This is a genomic window from Pleomorphomonas sp. T1.2MG-36, assembly GCF_950100655.1.
GTDB lineage: Bacteria > Pseudomonadota > Alphaproteobacteria > Rhizobiales > Pleomorphomonadaceae > Pleomorphomonas.
In genome coordinates, this window is record NZ_CATNLY010000001.1 from 659,828 (window position 1) to 679,332 (window position 19,505).

Sequence of the window (19,505 nt, forward strand, 5' to 3'; positions counted from 1 at the left end):
GTCGGTCTCCTGTGTTTGCCGTTGACAGGACCGTTGTAACGGGCATCATCAGGATTATCGCCGACTGGAAGTCCAGATTTCATTGGCAGGAGTCCAAACTGACCGACCCGCTCTCCGACGTAATCCGGCTCCTCAACCCGAAGGCCATCTACTCCAAGGGGATCAGCGGAGCCGGCCGATGGGCAGTGCGCTACGCCGAGTTCGGTCAACCCGGCTTCTGCGCGGTGACGGAAGGCCGATGTCGCCTCGCCGTCGACGGCGAAGCACCGGTCATTTTGGAGGAAGGGGACTTCGTCCTCCTGCCGGCCACGCCGGCCTTCACCATGTCGGGATTGGAGCCGGCGCCCGTCGTGCGCATGGATCCGAAGAGCGGTCCGCCGCCTGAAGGAGAAGTCCGGCATGGTCGCGCCGAAGGGCCGCCGGACGTGCGGCAGTTCGGCGGCTATTTCACGTTTGCCTCGCCCGACGCCGCCCTGCTCGTCTCGCTGCTGCCGCGCATGATCCACATTCGTGGCGTCCCGCGACTGGCGCAACTGGTCAACCTCGTCGGCGAGGAAGCGGCGCGCGACGATATCGGCCGCGACCTCATTCTCGCGCGTCTGGTGGAAATCCTGCTGGTCGAGGCGCTTCGCGCCGCGCCGCCGCAGGATGCGGGGCCAGGCCTGCTGCGCGGGCTGGCCGATCCCCGCATCGCCATCGCGCTCCGCCAGATGCATGGCGACGTCGAGCGCCCCTGGACGGTGCCGGAACTGGCGCGCGAGGCCGGCATGTCGCGCTCTGCCTTTTTCGACCGCTTCGTCCGTCTGGTCGGGGTTCGCCCGATGGAATACCTGTTGTCCTGGCGCATGGCTCTCGCCAAGACCCTGCTGCGCGGCGGTGGCATGGCGCTTGACGAGGTGGCAAGACGGATCGGCTATGGGTCGGCCAGCACGTTCAGCACGGCTTTCAGCCGGCATGTCGGACAACCGCCCCGCCGCTTCATGCACCAGGCGGCATGAGATCGAGCCAGCGACCGACCGCGAAAGGAATCGAGATGGTCCTCTTGGAATTTGCGATGTACCCCGTCGGCAAGGGCGAAAGCCTCAGCCCCTATGTTGCCCGGTCGCTCGACATCATCGACAGGAGCGGCGTCGCCTACCAACTCACGCCCATGGGGACCATCCTCGAGGGCGAGTGGAACGAGGTGATGGCCGTGGTGACCCAGTGCTTCGAGGCCATGCGGGCCGACTGTCCGCGCGTCGAGGTGGCGCTGAAGGTCGACTATCGCGAGGGAGAGGCGAGTCGCCTTGCCAGCAAGGTCGCATCGGTCGAAGATCGATTGGGGCGCAAGCTCAGCACCGGCTGAAGCGCCCGCGCGGCCCCATCGCCGAGGTCATCGGAGATGGGGCGTTTCGAGGCGCCGCCGGGCAACGCTCAGCGTGTCGGGCCGGTCTCGGCGTCCCTCATCGTCGCCTGGATATAGTCGGCCGATTCAACCAACTTCTTCTTTTCCCAGTCGTTCAGCTCGATCGGCAACTGTCTCACGATGCCCTCGCGGCCGATCAGGCACGGCATGCTCAGCGCCACGTCGCCATCGTAGCCATACTGGCCCCGAAGCGTCGTGGAGGCGGGATAGACGCTGCGCTCGTCCAGCAGAACCGCCTTGGCCATGGTGATGGCCGCCTGGGCGACGCCGGCGTTGGTCCAACCCTTGCCGTTCAGGACTTCATAGGCGGCGGAGACGATCCGTGCCTTGACGACATCGGGATCGCGAATGTCTTCCCTGGCCTCGAAATGCCGGCCCAACTCATCGAAGGGGATGCCGCTGACGTTGACGTGGCTGAGAACAGGAAACGCCGTCCGGCCATGCTCGCCCATCATGAATCCGGTCACCGACTTCGGGTCGATGCCGTAGGTGTTGGCGATCAGTTTGCGCAGCCGGGCCGAGTCGAGCATGGTGCCCGTGCCGAACACCCGCCCGCGCGGATAGCCGAACTCGTTCTCGGCGATGTAGACCATCGTATCCAGCGGATTGGTGATCAGGATGACGATGGCGTCGCGGGTATATCGGGCGATGCCGGCCATCACTTCGCGGATGACGCCGCGGTTGGCCTTGGTCAGTTGGGCCCGATCCGGCTCGGCCTTGGGATTGGCGGGGTCCGGCACGACGCTGCCTCCCGCCGCGACGATGATCACGTCGGCATCGGCACATTGTTCGTAGCCGCCGTCGGTGACGTCGACGTTGTTCATGTAGGTCAGCGCGGTCGCCTGCGACTGGTCCAGCGCCTCGCCGAAAGCGACATTCTTCAGGATGTCGATGACACCGATCCTGGCGAACAACCCCGTCTTCATCGCATCGGCGAGAACATAGGAGCCGACGTGGCCGACGCCGATGACGACCAGCTTGTTCGTGTGCATGGTATTGCTTTCCGGAGGTGACGGTTGCGCAGGCCAAGACGCCCGTCCCCGACCGTCGGCGCCTCAACGGTGACGGGTGCGCTCCTACTCTCCGAAAACCGGATCGACAAGCCAAATCAATGGGCAAACGGTACGCTTCATCGCAAACGACGAAGCGTACCCTGGCCGAAAACGCCCTACGACAATAGCGCCGTCATCTCTCTCATGAGACGCGTCGGATACCGAAGAGGGAAAGGTCGCTAGCCGAACGTGAAGGTGAACTCCTGCTTGCCGATCCGGCCGGTTCCCGTTCCATAGGTTCCCGTGGAGACAAAATCAAAAGAGCCGCTTTGGCCATTCGTGCAAGTGAAGGTGCCCGCTCCGTTGCGATGCGTCACATAGACGAAGGTGCCCTTGCACTGCTTTCCGCGCGTGCTGGTCAATTCCAGGGTACCGGCACCGTCAAGATATCCGGTGGCCTTGCCCGCGAAAGTCTCGTCACCAGTCGTCATCTGTCCCGTGACCGGCAGCGTCATGGAACAGCCTCCCAAAACCGTCGCAACCGCCAGCACAGAGGCCAGCCTTCCCGTTATCCTCATCGTCACCCCCCGACTCGTTACGCAACCAAACTAGACGAGGATGGCCAGGACACAACCTGAAGAAACCGGCATCAGCACAACATGCTTAACGAACCGCGAGCGGCTGCCGTTGGCCTCAGATGACCCCGAGGCCATTCAGCAGCACGATGGCGATGGCGACCGGCGCCACGAAACGAACGAGGAAGAACACACCCCGGATGGCAACGCGCTGAACCGGCGTGCCGGCTTCGGCGAGCCGCTTCTCCGGAGCCGCGAGGCCATAGACCCAGCCGACGAACAGGCAGATCAGGATGCCGCCCAGGGGCAGCAGGATGTTCGAGCTCAGGAAGTCGAACAGATCGAACGGATTGAGGCCGAACAGCTTGAAGTCGGCCGTCAGGCTCTGCGACAGGGCCGCCGGCACGCCGAGCATGGCGATCATGGCAATGGTGCTGATCGCCGCCACTTTCCTCGGCAGGCCGAAGCGCTCCGACAGAATGGCCACCACCACCTCGAGCAGGGACAGGATGGCGCCGACGCTGGCGATGGCCGTCAAGACGAAGAACAGTGTCATGAACACAACGCCGCCCGGCATCGACGTGAACACGGCGGGGATGGTCATGAACACAAGCGACGGGCCGGCCGCCGGTTCGAAGCCGAACGCGAACACCGCCGGGAAGATGGCAATGCCGGCGAGCAGCGACACCGAAAGGTCGGCGAACATCACGCGCGTCGCCGTGGCGGCGATGTTCTGATTTTCGCGGAAGTAGCTGCCGTAGGTCAGCATGGTGCCCATGCCAAGGGACAGCTTGAAGAAGGCGAGTCCGAGCGCGGTCAGCATGACCGCCGGAGTGATCTTGGTAAAATCGGGCTCGAACAGGAAGGCGAGCCCCTGCCCCGCCCCGGAGAGCGTCAGGCTGCGCACGCAGAGCACGATAAGCAGGATGAACAGCAGCGGCATCAGCCGACGCGTCACGGCCTCGATACCCTTCGAGACACCGAAGGCGATGATGAAGCCGGTGACGCCGAGCACCACCCACTGCCAGAGGAGCGAGGACAGCGGATTGGACACCATCTGGCCGAACACCACCTCGGCCGCCTTCGGATCGGTGGTGGCGATTTCACCGGTCAGCGACTTGAAGATGTAGGCATAAACCCAACCGGCCACCTCGGAATAGAAGGCCATGATCAGCAGCGCGGCGGCAAAGCCCATCCAGCCGATCACCTTCCACCACCACTGCCCTTTCGGCGCCAGCTTCTCGAAGCTGGTGATCGCGTCCGCCCTTGCGCTGCGACCCAGCATGATCTCGGAGATCATCACCGGCAGGCCGACCAGAATGGTCGCGGCGAGATAGACCAAAAGAAAACCGGCACCGCCATTGGTGCCAGTCAACGATGGAAATTTCCAGATGTTGCCAAGCCCCACGGCCGACCCGAGGGTGGCCATCAGTGCGCCGAATGTCGTGGTAAACCCGTCGCGACCCTGAGACATGTTCGCTTGGCCCCTGCCCGATTGTGTTTGTTGCGCAATGCTATCGTCCACCGTTGAAGAAGGCGCAAGATAAGGGCCTTCACCACCTCGGCGCATTCTGTGCAAAAGGGGCGGATTAGGCATAAGGGCGTATGCGATACCGGTTCAGCCGGGTAACCGCGCGTGTCCGAGACTTGGCACCCACGGCGGTACCGCCATCACAACGGCACGGGCGGCAGCAGAGCCGATAGCTGACGATCGCGTTCGGCACCCGTGATGGCATGAGCCACATCGTCGGAGATGCCAACGGCGGACAGAACGGCCTCGGAGAGTTGCAGACTTGCCTCGAGCGGCAGCAGCACCACCTTGGACGCGCCCGATTCCAGCAGAAGCCTGGCATGGGCGGCGTCGTAGGCCCGGGCGAAGATGGGTAACTCCGGCCACTCCGCCCGTGCGACGCGCACGACATCGGCCACGGCGGCCGTGTCGTTCATGGTGACGACGAGGGCCGCCGCCCTTCCCGCTCCCAGCCGCTTCAGCAAGGGGCGGTGGATGGCGTTGCCCCAATGAATGGGAATGCCGCCCTTGCGCAAGGCGCCAACGGTAAGCGCATCCGAGTCGACGGCGGCAATGGGGATCCCGGCTTCGGTCAGCACGCCACCCACCGCGCGGCCGACGCGTCCGTAGCCGGCGATCACCACATGACCGTCCTCCTCTTCCGGCGGCAGATCCGGAACCGGCGTCTCGTTGCGCAGGAGGTGCGGCACAAGGCGCCGCGTGATGACACCGGCCGTCGGCGCCGACAGCATGGACAGACCGACGACCACCACGATCAGGCTGCTGACCTCGCTCGTCAGTAAGCCGAAGCCGGCGGCCAGACCGACCACGACGAAAACGAACTCGCTGCCGCCGGCAAGAAGCAGCGACAGTTCCGCCATCACGGATTTCGGAAGCCCGATCGCCTGGCAAACGACCAGCAGCATGGCGACTTTGACCGCGAGGAAGCCGATCAAGGCTCCGAAATGGAGAAACGGCGCTGCGACCACGCGATCGAGATCGATGCCGAGACCGACCGACACGAAGAAAACGCCGAGGAGCAAGCCTTTCACCGGTTCGAGATCGACGGCGATCTGATGGCGATACTCGGTTTCGGAAACGAGCAGGCCAGCAAGAAAGGCGCCGAGAGCCAGCGACAGGCCAATCGTCTCGGTAAGCACCGCCGTGCCGATCGCGGTGACGAGAACCAGGGCGAGGAACAGCTCCCGGATGCCGGTTGCGATCACCAGTCGAAACAGACGGCGAAGCAAGAGGCGCCCCAGCACCATGATCACGGCGACGGCGACTGATGCCTTGATGGCGGCAAGCGCGAGACCAAGACCGACGGACTGCTCGCCCGCGCTGCCGAAAGCCTGGGCCATGACGAGAACGGGGATGACCGCGATATCCTGGAACAGCAGGATCGCCAGCGCCGAACGGCCGAGACGGCTGCCGACGGCGCCGCGTTCGGCCAGGAGCTGCATGACGATGGCCGTCGACGACATCGACAGCGCCGAACCGACCACCAGGGCCGCCGGAAGCGACAGGCCGATCATCACCAGCAGGCCGACCATGACGCCGGAGGTGACGACCATTTGCGCACCGCCCAGACCGAAGACGCGTATGCGCATCGCCCAGAGACGGTCGAGCGACAGCTCGAGGCCGATCATGAACAACAGGAAGACCAGCCCGAGCTCCGAAAGGACGGCGATCCCGGCCCTGTCGGTAATCAGCAGATATTCGATGCCGGGCACGATGCCGGAAACTCGCCCGAGACCGCCGGGACCAAGCAGCAGCCCGATGCCGACAAAGCCGATGATCGGACTGATCCGGAGACGATGCATGAAGGGGAGCACGACACCGGTCGCCGCGAGAAACACGACCATTTCCCGAAGATCGAGGGCGGTGTCGGTCATCGTCAAAAGCCCCTGCGACGGCGAACCTACAGGGATGCCGGTTGCTGATGTCATACGCGATAGTCGCGGACCTGTCGTATAGACAGTCCGTATCAGCCCTCGCTCGCCACGGCGATCCGGTGCCCGCCCTTTTGCGATGTCATCCGCCCAGGGCCGACATGTATCTTTTCAGCACCGGCTCTCGGCCAGGGCTGTTGCCGAACTCGTGGGATTTCGGCTTGCCCGCGACGGCGGCGTGGATGGCATCCTCAAGACCGACCGCCCCGTCCTCCCGACGAATGATCGCCCTGAGGTCGGTGAAGTCGTCGTGACCAAGACAGGTATAGAGCGCTCCGGTGGCGCTCAGGCGAAGGCGGTTGCAGGTTTCGCAGAAGCAATCGCTCAGCGCGGTGATGAAGCCGATCCGGCCGCCGGTCTCTTCCACGCGAGCGTAGCGCGCGGGGCCGCCCGTCGACGCGTCGATGTCGGCGAGCATCCAGCGACGCTCGATGAGTTGGCGCAATTCCGAGAGCGGAAGATAGCGGTCCGCGCAGCTGGTTTTGACCTCGCCAAGCGGCATGGTCTCGATGAACGAGATGTCGAAATGGCGATCCTGGGCAAACTGCACGAGGCTATGGACGTCTCGCTCGATGTAGCCCTTCTGGGCGACGGCATTGAGCTTGATCGCCAGCCCGGCGTCGCGGGCAGCCTCGATCCCCGCGAGGACCTCGTCGAGGTCACCGCCGCTCGTGATCTCGGCGAACCGTCGGCGGTCGAGGGTGTCGAGCGACACGTTCACCCGACGAACACCGCAGTCTGCGAGCTCGCCCGCGTATTTGGACAGGAGAATGCCGTTGGTCGTCAGACACAGTTCGTCGAGGTCGCCACTCCGGAGATGGCGCGACAGTCCCCGGAACAGGTGCATGACGCCCTTGCGCACCAGCGGCTCGCCGCCAGTCACCCTGACCTTGCGTATGCCGCGTTCAATGAAGACCGACGTCAGGAACTCCAGTTCCTCGATGGTCAGGACATCCCGTCGCGGCGAAAACGAAACCTCTCCCGCCATGCAGTAGCCGCAACGCAAGTTGCACCGATCGGTCACGGAGACCCGGAGATAGGTGATCGTTCGACCGAAGTCGTCAACGAGTCTGGGCTGCATGCTTCACTCTCTACAGGTCTTGCCACTCCAACGGACGCCGGGCATCGCTCCCCGCGTCAGCACGCCCCAAGCGCTCCTTCATCCGAACCGCACGACAGAGGCCTCCCTATCGTCGCGGCCGCAAAACGGGCACTCGGTCCGCCGCAACGCCGTCCGACCGAATGAACCTCTCGATCCGGCCGACGCTCTCCCACGTCAGCCATCTATCCCGGCTCAAGCGGAAAGGCTGTCACCCAAGTGACAAATCCGGATCGGTAGGTTTTCTTCCAGAGATTCGGTCATGCGCCACGGCTCGGAGACTGCAGTCAATCGAGCTGAGCATAGGCATGAAAGGACACCGGATCGCCGACCCGGACGTCCGTACAGGCTTCGGGAAGCTCGACCATTCCGTCCGTTCTGGTCAGCGAGGTGAGAACGCCGGCACCGTCGACCGGATACTTCCTTGCCACTACCGCCCCCTCCGAATGGTCGAGGGACACGCGAACATATTCCCGCCGGCCGGCTTTCTTGGTGTAGTCGAAACCGGAAACAACGGTCATGGCGACAAGCGGCGACGGCCTTCCGCCCGCCATCACGGTCACCAGCGGCCGCAGAACGTGCGCGAAGGTGACGAAAACCGCGACCGGGTTGCCAGGCAGGCCAACCAGCGGCGTGCCGTTCATGATTCCCATGGCCAGCGGCCGCCCCGGCTTGATGCCGAGACGCCAGAAGACGAGCGAGCCGTTGGCGGCGATGGCGGCCCGCACGTGATCCTCTTCACCGGCGGAAACGCCACCCGACGTCACGATGAGATCGTATGAGCGGGAGGCATCATCGAGGCGCTCGACGGTGATGCCGCGATCGTCGGGGAGTATGCCGAGGTCGGTCACCTCGCATCCGGCCCGCTTCAGCATGACCTGAAGGGAAAAGCGGTTGGAATCGTAGATCGCCGCGGCGCCGAGCGCCTGTCCGGGATCGCGCAGTTCATCGCCGGTCGAGAACACGGCGACGCGAGGCCGTCGGCAGACCTCGACGGTGGGAACGCCGAGCGCGGCAATGAGCGCAACATCGCGCGGTTCAAGTCGCCGGCCAGCCGAGAGGGCCACGCTTCCGCGCGCGATATCCTCCCCTCGCGGGCGGCAGTTGGCACCCTTGTGGAGCCCTGGGGGCAGTTCGACCTGGCCATCCCGGCCGACGGTCACGTCTTCCTGCATGAAGACGGTATCGGCACCAAGCGGCATGGGCGCGCCGGTGAAGATGCGAGCCGCCCTTTTCCGGACGACAGCGTCGAGCGGCGCCTGGCCCGCCGCGATCCTGGCTCCGACCGGCAGCACGGTCGGCCCCTCGGTCGCAAGATCCGCATGGGCCACGGCGTAGCCGTCGACGGCCGAGTTGTCGAATATCGGCAGGTCGATCGGAGCGATCAGGTCGGAGGCGAGAAAGCGCCCGTCCGCATCGACGAGGCTCACCCTCTCCGTCTCGCTGAGAGGTGGGACCCGGCTGGCGATCAGGGCAAGGGCACCCTCGACCGACATCAGCTCGCCGCCGACAGCGAAGGCGTCCGAACTCAACTGCACCATCACCTCGCCTCCAGAGGCGAGAACCTGCCCGGATCGATGTGCGTGTCGGCGCCCATTCGCCCCCGGATATGTAACTCGATCATGGAACGCCCTCGCGCGCGATTCCTGGGAAATCCGAAGGCATTATCGGCCAAGTCGCTTGGGAAACGCCAGCCGGAAGCCATGGTCAGGGTAGCCGACGTTTTCAGCGGGCGGGTATGACCGCAGGACCAGGGCACGCTCCTGCCCCCGAGGCCGACGGCCGGTGGGCCGCGACCTTATCGCGCCCCGCTCCCTTGGCGACATAGAGCGCGCGATCGGCAGCCACGTGCAGGGCTTGATAGTCCGCTCCGGTCTCGCTGATGCCGGCAACGCCACAACTGACGGTCAGGTTCACGAGGCCGGTGGCGGCGACGACGCGAAGGCCGGCGGTCGCCAGACGGACGCGATCGGCTATCTTGACCGCTTCGTCTGTGGTTGCATGCGTCAGGAAGAGAGCGAACTCCTCTCCCCCTATGCGGGCGGCGATGTCATCGGCCGAAGCCGTTGCTTCGACGATGGCCGCAAACTCGATCAGCACCCGATCCCCGGCAGGGTGCCCATAGGTATCGTTGATTGACTTGAAGTGATCGATATCGAACAGGATCAGAGCGCCGCGCGCGGCACCCCTGACCAGAGCCTCCTCGGTACGATCGAAATAGCGCCCCCGATTGGCAAGGCCGGTCAGAGAGTCGGTTTCCGCGGCGATACGGTAGCGCCGCTCCGATCTCTGCCCGATCACGACCAACTGCAAAAGGCCGAGAAAGACCACGAAGATCGACGACTCGGTGAACCTGAGTCCCATGACCAGACTGTTGGGCAGGACGATCGTGGCGGGCTCGATCGGGGCGACGATCGCCGAGACGACCCAGTAGACCTGCATCGCGGCGTGAACGCCGACGACCACCGTCGTCAGGGCCACCGATGGCAAGGGCTCTTTCCGATGGTGGCGAACGAGATCGGCGATGATGAAAAGGAAATACACGAGCTCCATGCCCGACAGGACGGCCATGCGGGCATTCATGTCGTCGAGAAGAGGCGTTCCCGCCGCCATGACCATCCAGATCAGCGCGCCCATGCCGGCGATCCAACGCCCCCGACCGTTGTCGAGGCCGACGAACTGACGGTAGCCCAGCCAGAGCAAACCGAAGGACGCCATCAGGACGGTGTCGGCGACGGTCACGGACAGGCCATGCGGCACGAGGCCGCGCAGAGCGACCAGGAGCATGGTCAGGATGGCAAGGCCAAAGGCGGCCGCCCATGACAGGATGCAGGTCTCGCCGCGGACGGACGACCAGGTCAGGACCAGGCTGACGAAGATGCAGAAGCTTGCAGCCGCCACCGTGAAGAGGAGGGTTGGGATATCGAGAAACTCGCTGAGGCCGACCACGTCGCTCTCCAACTCCCCGCGCAAAGCCCAACGCGGCAACACAATCCGCGCAGGACGCGTCGCTCCGATCCGACGATATCGGGGACTCCTCTCGTACCTGTGTAACAGGCTGAATCTAAAGGTCAGATGAATCCAGGCCGCAACTCTTGACGAACAGCGACATCGCAACGGACCGCTGCCGGTCCGTTGCGATGTCAGGGCGTGGTCATGAAGACTCGGAGTCAAGCCGGAAGCTCGCGCCCCGAACGGTCGGGGTGCTGCTGGCAGCCGTCCTATGCGGGAACGATCCTGAGGTCCGTCGGGTCGAAGCCCACGTGGACATGCTCGCCGACCGCAAAGGGCCTCGCACGCGGCGCCACCGACGCGAACAGCGGCCCGGCCCGGGTCTCCAACGAATACTGGATCTGATTTCCGAGATAGGCGGCGTAGGTGACATCGGCCGGCAGGGAATGAGCAGTGGGCTCGGCGGAGATCGTCATCTGATGCGGCCGCAGCACCAGCTTGCCCGCGCCCCGGATCGACGTTGCAAGCGGCAGTTCGATCCGACGCCCGAGCAGTTCCACGCCGGTGGTCGCACCATCAGGCGCCACCTCGACGTCGATCAGGTTGGCGTCACCGATGAAGTCGGCGATGAAGGCCGAGGCGGGCCGCTCGTACAGGTCTTCCGGCGTTCCCTCCTGGGCGATCTCGGCATTCTTCATGACGATGATCCGATCGGAAACGGCCATCGCTTCTTCCTGGTCGTGCGTCACGTAGACGGCCGTCAATCCAAGCCGCTGCTGGATCTGGCGAATCTCCTCGCGCACCCGACGCCTCAGCTTGGCGTCGAGGTTGCTGAGCGGCTCGTCGAGCAGCAGCACCTCGGGCTCCAGAACCACGGCGCGGGCCACGGCGACGCGCTGCTGCTGGCCGCCGGAGAGCTCAGATGGCAAGCGCTTGCCGAAGCCGGCGAGGCCGACCATGGCCAGGCCCTCCTCCGCCCGTGCCTGGGCCTCGGCCTTCGGCACCCGCTTGACGGTGAGGCCATAAGCGACGTTCTCCAGAACGGTCATGTGGGGAAACAGCGCGTAGGACTGGAAGACCATCGACACGCGCCGATAGGTGGCGGACAGGTGCGTCACGTCGGCGCCGCCGATCAGAATGCGCCCCTCGGACGCGCTCTCGAGACCCGCGATCAGGCGCAAGGTCGTGGTCTTGCCGCAGCCGGACGGACCGAGCAGCGTCACCAGCGTACCCGGCTGGATGTCGAGATCCAGCGGCTTCAGGGCCACCACTTCGCCGAAGCGCTTCGTGACGCCTTGGAACTGGACGGAACCTTTTTCAGACATCGGAGTTCGCTCCCGGATCAATGGGCTTCAACGCGATCGGCGCGGCGCAGACGACGGCGCCCGATCAACAGTTGCATCAAGAGGATACAGGCCAGCATGGTGACGATGAGCACCGATGCGTAGGCGATGGAGATGCCGTATTCGCCATTCTCGACCCGGCCGACGATGAAGGCCGTCGCCATGTTGTACTGCGCCGAGACGAGGAAGATGACCGCCGACACCGAGGTGATGGCCCGCACGAAGCTATAGGTCAGCGCCGCGAGAATGGCGGGTCCCATCAACGGCATGATGACCCGGCGCAGCGTGGTGAAGCTGTTGGCCCCCAGCATGATCGACGCCTCATCGAGCGACTTGTCGAGCTGGCTCATGGCGGCGATCCCGCCACGCACGCCCACCGGCATGTTGCGGAAGACGAAGACGATGACCAGAATAATTGCCGTTCCCGTGAGCTCGACGGGCGGGAAGTTGAAGGCCATCACATAGGCGACGCCGATCACCGTACCGGGAATGGCGAAAGACAGCATGGTCGAGAATTCGAACGCGTTCTTGAAAGCGAACTTCTGCCGGACCAGCAGATAGGCCGTGGCAAGGCCCACCGCCGCCGTCAGCGGCGCCGAGATGCCGGCGATCCACAGCGTGGTGAAATAGCTGTCCCAGGCCGAGCCGACAAAATGAATGCCGTTGCGGAAGACGATCTTGAAGGCGCGCACATAGTGCTCGAACGTGAAGCTGTGATCGTAGCCCCATAGCTTCACGAAGCTGCCGAAGATGATGAGCACGTAGATCATCGCAGTGAAGATCGCCCAGGGAATGGCAACGCCGTAACAGGTCCAGCGCAGGACGGGATTCAGTGCCGCGTTGCGTCCCGAGTCGGCCTTGCCGGTGACCGTCGCGTAGTTCTTCTTGCCGACCCACTGCCGCTGGATGAGGAAGACCGTCAGCATCAGCGCGAGCAGCGTCACCGACAGGATGGCCGCCTGGGCCGGATCGGCAACGGTGCCGACGATCGAGAAGTAGATCTCCGTCGACAGCACGTCGAAATTGCCGCCGAGCACCAGAGGATTGCCGAAATCTGCGAGGCTTTCGATGAAGGCGAGCAGGAAGGCGTTGGCCAGCCCCGGGCGCATCAATGGCCACGTCACATAGCGGAAGGTCTGCCAACGATCGGCGTCGAGCGTCTGGCTCGCCTCCTCCATCGACGGGCTGACGCCCTCGACAACGCCGATCAGCACCAGGAAGGCGATCGGCGTGAAGGACAGCATCTGCGACAGCCAGACCCCCCAGAAGCCGTAGAGCCAGCGGCTTTGCTCTATCCCGAAGATCTCATAGAGACCGACGGTGATCGTACCGGCACGGCCGAAGAGCAGGATCAGCGCAAGACCGATCACGAAGGGCGGTGTGATGATCGGCAGGATGGAGAGAATGCGGAGTAGCTTCTTGGCGCGGAACTCGGTTCGCGTGGCGATCAGCGCGAAGGCGAGTCCCAGCAAGGTCGTTCCGGCGGCGGTTGCCAGCGCCAGAATGACCGAGTTCACGGCGGGGCCGCACCAGCCCGCGCCGACCATGCAGGCGCCACTCCAGATTTCCGGCGAGAACAGCCGCGGAAAGAACTCGCTGACGCCGAAGCCGGCACCATTGCGAAGCTCGAAGGCCCGCACCAGCACGAAGGCCATCGGATAGAAGACGAACAGGCCGACGAGCGCCACGATGGCGCCGACCAGCCCGGTGATGAAGGCATCGCCCCGCCCTCTGCCGAGCCCGGAAACACCCGTCGTCAGCACGAACAGCAGCGCGGCGGCCACAACCAGCGCGCCAGCGCCCATGCCGGGCTGGCTGGCGCCTTCCGGTATGCCAAGGCGTGGGCCATGACCAAGTATCAGAAGCCCCTGCGCCGCCATGAGAAAGAGGCCCAGCACGCCGGACGCCACGAGACCGCGAGCCACCGAGAGCTGTCGCCCGCCGAGCCCCAGGGCTACCGCCGCGGCGGCAAAACCGACGAGCGGGGCCGCGAGCCACCACCGCCCTTCCAGCATCGACACGAGAGCCGATGGCCCGAGGTGCAGCGGGTCGGCCAGCCAACCGAACCGCCAGAAGCCGGGATCGCCCACGAGATACCAGGGCAACAGGGCATAGCCAATGAGGCCGATCAGGAGCCAGAGCCCCGCCGTGCGTTTCATGCCATTCATCCTGAAGGAAATTCGGCCCGCTCCACGATGGGAACGGGCCGGTGTACGACGGATTATTCCTGAATCTGACCGCCGGCGTTCTTCACCTCCGCGTCCCAGCGTTCGAGCAGCCGGGTGCGGGTTTCGGACGAACCGTAGGTCTTGTAGTCGTAGTCGATCAGCTTGAGCGAGGCCATGTCGGGCGCATCCGGATCGGTCTTGGCGCCGGGGTTCGAGGGAATGTTGTAGACGCCGACTTCAAGGCCTGCCGACTGGGCATCGGCCGAGATGACGTACTCGACCCACTTCTTGGCCTCTTCCTTGTGCGGCGTGCCCTTGACGACGCTGACGGCGCCGGTCTCATACCCCGTACCCTCGCAGGGCGCGACGATCTGAACCGGGAAGCCCTGCTTTTTCAGATTCACCATGTCGTGCATGAAGCCGATGCCGATCGTGGTCTCGCCACGCGCCACCGCCTTGCCCGGCGCCGAACCGGACTTGGTGTACTGATTGATGTTGGCACCGATTTCGGCCAGCAGCTTGAAGCCTTCATCCTCGCCGAACAACTGCACCAGCGTGGCAAGCTCGGTGTAGGCCGTACCCGATGACTTCGGATTGGCCACCTGAATCTCGCCCTTGTATTGCGGCTTGGCAAGGTCGCGCCAACAGGCCGGCGCATCGAGCTTCTTCGCCGCCACGACTTCCGTATTGTAGATGAAGCCGAGCAGGCCGACGTGGACCCCGATGGCCTTGCCGTCGGTCATGTCCGCCATGTTGCGCGCCCAGCCGAGCAACTGCGACGTATCGACGCCGGACGCCTCGGTCAAATCCTCGGCCGCGGCGATCATGTGCGGGTCGCCGGTGCCGCCCCACCACACGTCGATCTTGGGATTGCCGGCTTCCGCGCGGATCTGCGCCAGCACCTCGCCGGTGCTCTTGCGAACCATGGCGACGTCGATGCCGGTATCGATCTTGAAGTTCTGAGCCATCAGATCGCACCACGCCTGCTCGTTGGAACAGACGACGTTCAGTGTGGCGGCCCCGGCTGCGGATACGGAAATACCGGCCGCCAGCGCGATGGCGCTGACAGTGCAAAGACGGATCATGTTTTCCTCCCATTCCCCCGGTCCTCGTCCGGGGCTGACGAAACGTGGCACGCAGGCCGGTTCCGAGACCAGACCCCAATGGTCGGGAAACGGCCGGGATCGCCCGGTTTTGTATGAACAATGTTTCAAGCCCGGCCAAAACGTCCTTCAAAGCGCGTCACCGCGACTGACGGCGAATTTCCGAGACGCCCCACATCGGCGATTGATGGTCCATGACCCATGACCATGACCGCACCTCTTCCGGTGGAGCCACCGTAGCGATCATCGACGACGACGACGAGTTGCGTGGCACGATGACGGCCCTGCTCGGCGAGAACGGCTTTGCGACACTGTCCCTGCCCGATGTGGCTGCCTACCGCCGGCTCGACCCGCCGCCGAGACTCGATCTCGCGCTCATCGATCTCAACCTCGGCGGCGAGTCGGGGCTGGATCTGGCGATGGAGATCCGAGCCCGGCTCGGAATCCCCATCGTTATGCTGACCGGCTGGGGAACCGAAACCGACCGCATCGAGGGCTTGGAAACCGGTGCCGACGACTACCTGATGAAGCCGTTCAACCCGCGCGAACTGCTGGCCCGGCTGAGGGCCGTCCTTCGGCGTTCCGGATGGAAGGCGCCGGCAACCGACCGCTCCGGCCACCAGATCGAGACATTCGGCAACATGACGCTCGACCTGACACGGCGCGAGCTCCTCGCATCGGACGGTGGCGAGATTCCCCTCACCAACGGCGAGTACAGGCTGTTGGAGTATCTGGTGCGGAACCGGGACCGGATCATTCCGCGCGTCGAACTCCTCAAGGAGCTCGGCAGCGACCTCTCCACCTACGTCGACCGAACCATCGACGTCCTGATCCTGAGGCTGCGCCGCAAGATCGAGACCGTTCCTTCCAAACCCATGTACCTGCAAACCCGCCGCGGCCAGGGCTACATCTTCGTGACCGACGACCGGAGCCAGCCGTGAGCACACCCGCCACCCTGTCGGTCCGTGTCCGCCTGCAATCGGCGTTGGCGATCCTGGCCCTGCTGACCTGCTTTGCCGGTGCAATAGCCTGGATCACGCTCGAGGGCGGGCAAAACCGCCTCAAGACGTTGAACACCGGTACGCTGGCGGAGGTCGACGATGCGCTTCGCCTGTCCAGCGACGCGGCCGACCTCGCCACCCGCATGCCGTTCCTCCTGGCCCTCGACAGCCCCTTCCGCGTTCATCAGGAAGGCGAGCATATCCTCGGCCTGATCGCCAACATCGAGAATCGCCCCGACCTCCAGCCGGGAATCGCCGCCGATCTCATGAGAATGCGCCTGGCGGTGTTCGACCTTCTCTCGGCGACCCAGTCCCGATCGGCATTGCTCGATCGCATCCTGCGCCTCAACGCCGAGGTCGCCCGCGAGGAACGTCGCCTTGCGCTGCTGTCGGCAACCGGCGGACAGTCCCTCGACGAGAGCGGCGAGTGGCTGACGCTTCAACGCGTCGCTTCCGCCCTGCTCGGAGCAGGCCGCGCCGAGAACCTGATCGGCCTCGGCGAGTTCCAGCGCGAGTTCTACGGTCTCACCCGCAGATTGCCGCCGGTTGCCACCGAGAGCGGCCGCGAGGCCCGTGACCGGCTGGCGGCGTTCGCCGAGGGGGACGATGGGTTGTTCGAACTCCGGCGGCGGGAACTCGCCCACCGCGTCGCGGCGGCCAACGCCTTGGTGCGCATCCGCATCGGCGCGGAGATCGTCAGCTCCTACGCCGCGGCCGTCACCGCCACCGCACAAAAGGAAATCGCCAGCGAACTGACCAGCACAACCACCATGATCTCGGTCGCCAAGAGCACGATTCTGGTCGTCATGCTGATCGGTACGGCCATCGCACTGTTCACGGCCCAGTTCGTTGCCCGTTACGTCACAGCCAACCTTTCGGCCATCGCCGATGGCATGATGCGCCTTGCGGCCGGCGATCGCACCAGTTCGCTGCCGCGCAGCTACGGCAAGAGCGATGAGATCGGCAAGTTGCTCCGGGCCTTTCGAGTGTTTCGCGCCAATGCCATCCGGCTCGATCGGGCGCATCGCCAGAGGATCCGTCAGACGGCCCTTCTGGAAACCATGGTGCGCGGCATGTCGGACGGAGTTGCCGTCTTTGCCTCCGGCGGCGGCATCACCGCCGCCAACGACCGCTTGGCCGAGGTGCTCGACCTGCCCCTTTCCAGCTTGACCGGACCGATCGATCTCGACCGGCTGCTCAGGGCGAAGGGATGGCGTTCAACCGCTACGGCGGCCGGTTATGCCGAATTGACCGATCCCGAAGGGCGTACGATCGAGCGCCGCGACCGAGCCTTGCCGGCCGGCGGCGCCGTGGCCCTTTTCTCCGACGCGACGGAGCGCCGGCAGCTTCAGGACAGGATGCAGCAGATCCAACGCATCGAAGGACTCGCCAAGATTTCCGGCGAGGTAGCGCACGACTTCGGCAACATTCTCTCGACCATTTCCAGCAGCATGCACATGCTGGAAGCCGCCTCTCCCGAGCGCGGCCGCGAACTTCGCCGCTCGGTCGCCAGCGCCGTCGAGGTTGGCACGTCGCTGACCCAAAGGCTGCTCGCCTTCGCCCGGCGGCAGCATCTCGAACCCGAACTCATCGAACTGAACGAGCTGGTCGAGGGGCTGACGGACCTGATCTATCTGACATTGCGGGAGAATATCGGTCTGAGCGTCCAGCCGGCCGACGAAGATCTTGTCGTTCGCGTCGACGCCGGCCAACTCGAGAGCGCCATTATCAACATCTGCCTCAACGCCGCCCAGGCAATTCCGGGCAGCGGCCACATCACCATCGCGCTCGCGCCCTCGGAGGACGGACACGCCATTCTGACAATAGAAGATACCGGCCTCGGCATGACGCCGAACGTGCTGGCCCATGCCATGGAGCCGTTTTTCAGCGCCAGAGCCGACGGAAAGGGAACCGGCCTGGGTCTGGCGATGGTCTACGGCTTCATCAGGCAGTCCAACGGCGACGTCCAGATCGAGTCGCAGGAGGGGGTGGGCACCACAGTGCGACTCATCCTGCCGCGTAGCGAGCCGGCGGCCGGCCTTCCGGCGCCGTCCCTCCCCTGGCGCAGCATACTGCTGGTGGAAGACGATCCGGCCGATGCCAGGCAGTCGCTGGACCTATTGTCCAAGGCCGGCGCCACCGTCCAGCTCTGTTCGACCGCGGACGCGGCATTCGATTGCCTGGCCGGCGAACGGCGCTTCGAAGCGGTGATCACCGACCTGCATCTTGGCACCGAAACGGCGGGCTGGCAGGTTGCCGAACAGGCCCTCAACCGGGATCCCGACGTTGTCGTCTTCGTGGTTTCGGGCCATTTGCCGGAGATATCGCCGTTCGGAAACCGATACGGGAATCGGCTCAGGCTGTCGGACAAGCCGCTGACGCTCGACACGCTTTCAGACGAAAGCTGCAGTCAGCTCAAGCACTAACAAGCCAACAGCCGCCCGCAGGCGAGCATCATATCCGATGAAAGGAAGATTGGCTGGGGGACCTGGATTCGAACCAAGACGAACGGAGTCAGAGTCCGTCATTCTACCGTTAAATTATCCCCCAGCGGGACTCCGACGGTTTCGGAGGCGGCGGCGAAGCATCGCTTCGTCGGCTGCGGCGTTCTGGTACCCGATCGAAAACACCGTGTCAAGGCGCCGGCAAAGGTTCTTGCTGGAGACCGTGCGACACCAAGAAATAGGAACAATCGACGCGTCTCCATGAGATGCATGCAATCCCTAGCACTTACTACGTATGTCACAAATGACCATAGGCTTTAGGGTATATTAAGAAGGCCATCGCCAAAAGTCGCGCCGCGGCCTGACGCATCCGGCCTTTCCGTGCCACTATGGCGGCTACGCGATCGCGCCAAGATACCGGACGCCGCAAGGTTCCCCCGGCCCAGAACAACGATAGCGACGCCCCTCAGTCGCCGATGATGGACTACGCTGCACCCCGATGCCGTGGATGGACTTTGCCCAAGATCTCCCGCCGAAAGAGCCGGGAGCGCCCGACGACAGCGGTGCGCTGCTGCGCCTGATGCAGCTCGTGCTGGCCGGGGTCGACGCGTCGGGGAGCGAGGGCTGCCGACTCACGCGTGATTCGGCCATCGTCAGCGTGGCCCGCGCCCTGGTGGGCGAAGCAACCGATTGGACCTCGGCCAGCCGCACCGCCACCATGGCGCTTCGCGACCTCGTATGGCGCGTCGACACGGCGCGCGGCTTGCTGCTCGACAAGGTTGGCGATCGCGCGCGCAAGGATGTCGAGGCCCTGCTCGACACGGCTGACATTCACGCTTTTCTCAAAACCGCTCTCGAGAAGCCTCGCGCGGCGGAAGATGGCGAAGAAATCGCCCGAAACGGTTGACAAACGGGCCGCCGCGTTGTGGTTTGGCGGCCTTTCCGGGACCGCCGCGAGAAC

15 protein-coding genes and 1 tRNA gene are annotated in these 19,505 nt (G+C 64.5%); 5 read left to right on the forward strand and 11 right to left on the reverse strand.

Annotation, left to right across the window (positions count from 1 at the left end; genetic code table 11):
* Positions 1-98: 98 nt before the first annotated feature.
* Positions 99-998 carry an AraC family transcriptional regulator gene (locus QQZ18_RS03140; RefSeq protein WP_284538820.1) on the forward strand — a complete coding sequence of 300 codons (900 nt, stop codon included), beginning with the start codon at positions 99-101 and terminating at the stop codon, positions 996-998.
* A gap of 35 nt (positions 999-1,033) precedes the next feature.
* On the forward strand, positions 1,034-1,345 hold the full coding sequence (locus tag QQZ18_RS03145) for an MTH1187 family thiamine-binding protein (protein ID WP_284537818.1): 312 nt from the start codon (positions 1,034-1,036) through the stop codon (positions 1,343-1,345).
* 68 nt (positions 1,346-1,413) lie between these two features.
* On the opposite strand, the gene QQZ18_RS03150 is transcribed toward QQZ18_RS03145, so the two are convergent.
* The 10 genes from QQZ18_RS03150 to QQZ18_RS03195 form a co-directional block, all read right to left on the reverse strand.
* The gene (locus QQZ18_RS03150; RefSeq protein ID WP_284537820.1) at positions 1,414-2,397 is read right to left on the reverse strand and encodes a lactate/malate family dehydrogenase; all 984 of its coding nucleotides are present in this window, start codon (positions 2,395-2,397) and stop codon (positions 1,414-1,416) included.
* Positions 2,398-2,636: 239 nt separating this feature from the next.
* The gene (locus tag QQZ18_RS03155) at positions 2,637-2,912 is read right to left on the reverse strand and encodes a hypothetical protein (RefSeq protein ID WP_284537822.1); all 276 of its coding nucleotides are present in this window, start codon (positions 2,910-2,912) and stop codon (positions 2,637-2,639) included.
* Positions 2,913-3,090: 178 nt separating this feature from the next.
* Positions 3,091-4,446, reverse strand: coding sequence for a sodium-dependent transporter (locus QQZ18_RS03160; RefSeq protein ID WP_284537824.1), 1,356 nt, complete (start codon positions 4,444-4,446; stop codon positions 3,091-3,093).
* A 197-nt stretch (positions 4,447-4,643) separates the two neighbouring features.
* A complete protein-coding gene (locus QQZ18_RS03165; RefSeq protein ID WP_284537826.1) occupies positions 4,644-6,377 on the reverse strand; it encodes a cation:proton antiporter domain-containing protein in 1,734 nt (577 codons plus the stop codon).
* A 139-nt stretch (positions 6,378-6,516) separates the two neighbouring features.
* The gene (gene moaA / locus QQZ18_RS03170; protein ID WP_284537828.1) at positions 6,517-7,515 is read right to left on the reverse strand and encodes a GTP 3',8-cyclase MoaA; all 999 of its coding nucleotides are present in this window, start codon (positions 7,513-7,515) and stop codon (positions 6,517-6,519) included.
* Positions 7,516-7,820: 305 nt separating this feature from the next.
* Entirely contained in the window at positions 7,821-9,074 is a 1,254-nt protein-coding gene (locus tag QQZ18_RS03175; RefSeq protein WP_284537830.1) for a molybdopterin molybdotransferase MoeA, read from the reverse strand.
* A gap of 184 nt (positions 9,075-9,258) precedes the next feature.
* Positions 9,259-10,482, reverse strand: a complete 1,224-nt coding sequence (locus QQZ18_RS03180) for a GGDEF domain-containing protein (protein WP_284537832.1) — start codon at positions 10,480-10,482, stop codon at positions 9,259-9,261.
* A gap of 272 nt (positions 10,483-10,754) precedes the next feature.
* Entirely contained in the window at positions 10,755-11,810 is a 1,056-nt protein-coding gene (locus QQZ18_RS03185; protein WP_284537834.1) for an ABC transporter ATP-binding protein, read from the reverse strand.
* 17 nt (positions 11,811-11,827) lie between these two features.
* Positions 11,828-13,996, reverse strand: a complete 2,169-nt coding sequence (locus tag QQZ18_RS03190) for an ABC transporter permease (protein ID WP_446728593.1) — start codon at positions 13,994-13,996, stop codon at positions 11,828-11,830.
* 53 nt (positions 13,997-14,049) lie between these two features.
* Complete coding sequence (locus QQZ18_RS03195; protein WP_284537838.1) at positions 14,050-15,081, reverse strand: ABC transporter substrate-binding protein; 1,032 nt, start codon at positions 15,079-15,081, stop codon at positions 14,050-14,052.
* 212 nt (positions 15,082-15,293) lie between these two features.
* On the opposite strand from QQZ18_RS03195, the gene QQZ18_RS03200 reads away from it, so the two are divergent.
* Together QQZ18_RS03200 and QQZ18_RS03205 are read left to right on the forward strand one after the other, a co-directional pair.
* Positions 15,294-16,040 (forward strand): response regulator, encoded by a 747-nt coding sequence (locus tag QQZ18_RS03200; protein ID WP_284537840.1) that lies wholly within the window; start codon positions 15,294-15,296, stop codon positions 16,038-16,040.
* On the forward strand, positions 16,037-18,526 hold the full coding sequence (locus QQZ18_RS03205) for a sensor histidine kinase (protein ID WP_284537842.1): 2,490 nt from the start codon (positions 16,037-16,039) through the stop codon (positions 18,524-18,526). The genes QQZ18_RS03200 and QQZ18_RS03205 overlap by 4 nt, the downstream gene beginning before the upstream one ends.
* A 50-nt stretch (positions 18,527-18,576) precedes the next feature.
* Here the strand turns inward: QQZ18_RS03205 and QQZ18_RS03210 are convergent.
* Positions 18,577-18,650, reverse strand: a tRNA-Gln gene (locus QQZ18_RS03210).
* 402 nt (positions 18,651-19,052) lie between these two features.
* Here QQZ18_RS03210 and QQZ18_RS03215 point away from each other — a divergent pair.
* Entirely contained in the window at positions 19,053-19,451 is a 399-nt protein-coding gene (locus QQZ18_RS03215; protein ID WP_284537843.1) for a hypothetical protein, read from the forward strand.
* The last annotated feature ends 54 nt before the right edge of the window (positions 19,452-19,505 follow it).

Coding starts and splice junctions, on each gene's coding strand:
- QQZ18_RS03215 (WP_284537843.1), top strand. CDS start 19,053: ATGGACTTTGCCCAAGATCTCCCGCCGAAAGAGCCGGGAGCGCCCGAC.
- QQZ18_RS03165 (WP_284537826.1), bottom strand. CDS start 6,377: ATGACCGACACCGCCCTCGATCTTCGGGAAATGGTCGTGTTTCTCGCG.
- QQZ18_RS03150 (WP_284537820.1), bottom strand. CDS start 2,397: ATGCACACGAACAAGCTGGTCGTCATCGGCGTCGGCCACGTCGGCTCC.
- QQZ18_RS03155 (WP_284537822.1), bottom strand. CDS start 2,912: ATGACGCTGCCGGTCACGGGACAGATGACGACTGGTGACGAGACTTTC.
- QQZ18_RS03190 (WP_446728593.1), bottom strand. CDS start 13,996: ATGAATGGCATGAAACGCACGGCGGGGCTCTGGCTCCTGATCGGCCTC.
- QQZ18_RS03145 (WP_284537818.1), top strand. CDS start 1,034: ATGGTCCTCTTGGAATTTGCGATGTACCCCGTCGGCAAGGGCGAAAGC.
- QQZ18_RS03195 (WP_284537838.1), bottom strand. CDS start 15,081: ATGATCCGTCTTTGCACTGTCAGCGCCATCGCGCTGGCGGCCGGTATT.
- QQZ18_RS03175 (WP_284537830.1), bottom strand. CDS start 9,074: ATGGTGCAGTTGAGTTCGGACGCCTTCGCTGTCGGCGGCGAGCTGATG.
- moaA (WP_284537828.1), bottom strand. CDS start 7,515: ATGCAGCCCAGACTCGTTGACGACTTCGGTCGAACGATCACCTATCTC.
- QQZ18_RS03185 (WP_284537834.1), bottom strand. CDS start 11,810: ATGTCTGAAAAAGGTTCCGTCCAGTTCCAAGGCGTCACGAAGCGCTTC.
- QQZ18_RS03200 (WP_284537840.1), top strand. CDS start 15,294: ATGACCCATGACCATGACCGCACCTCTTCCGGTGGAGCCACCGTAGCG.
- QQZ18_RS03160 (WP_284537824.1), bottom strand. CDS start 4,446: ATGTCTCAGGGTCGCGACGGGTTTACCACGACATTCGGCGCACTGATG.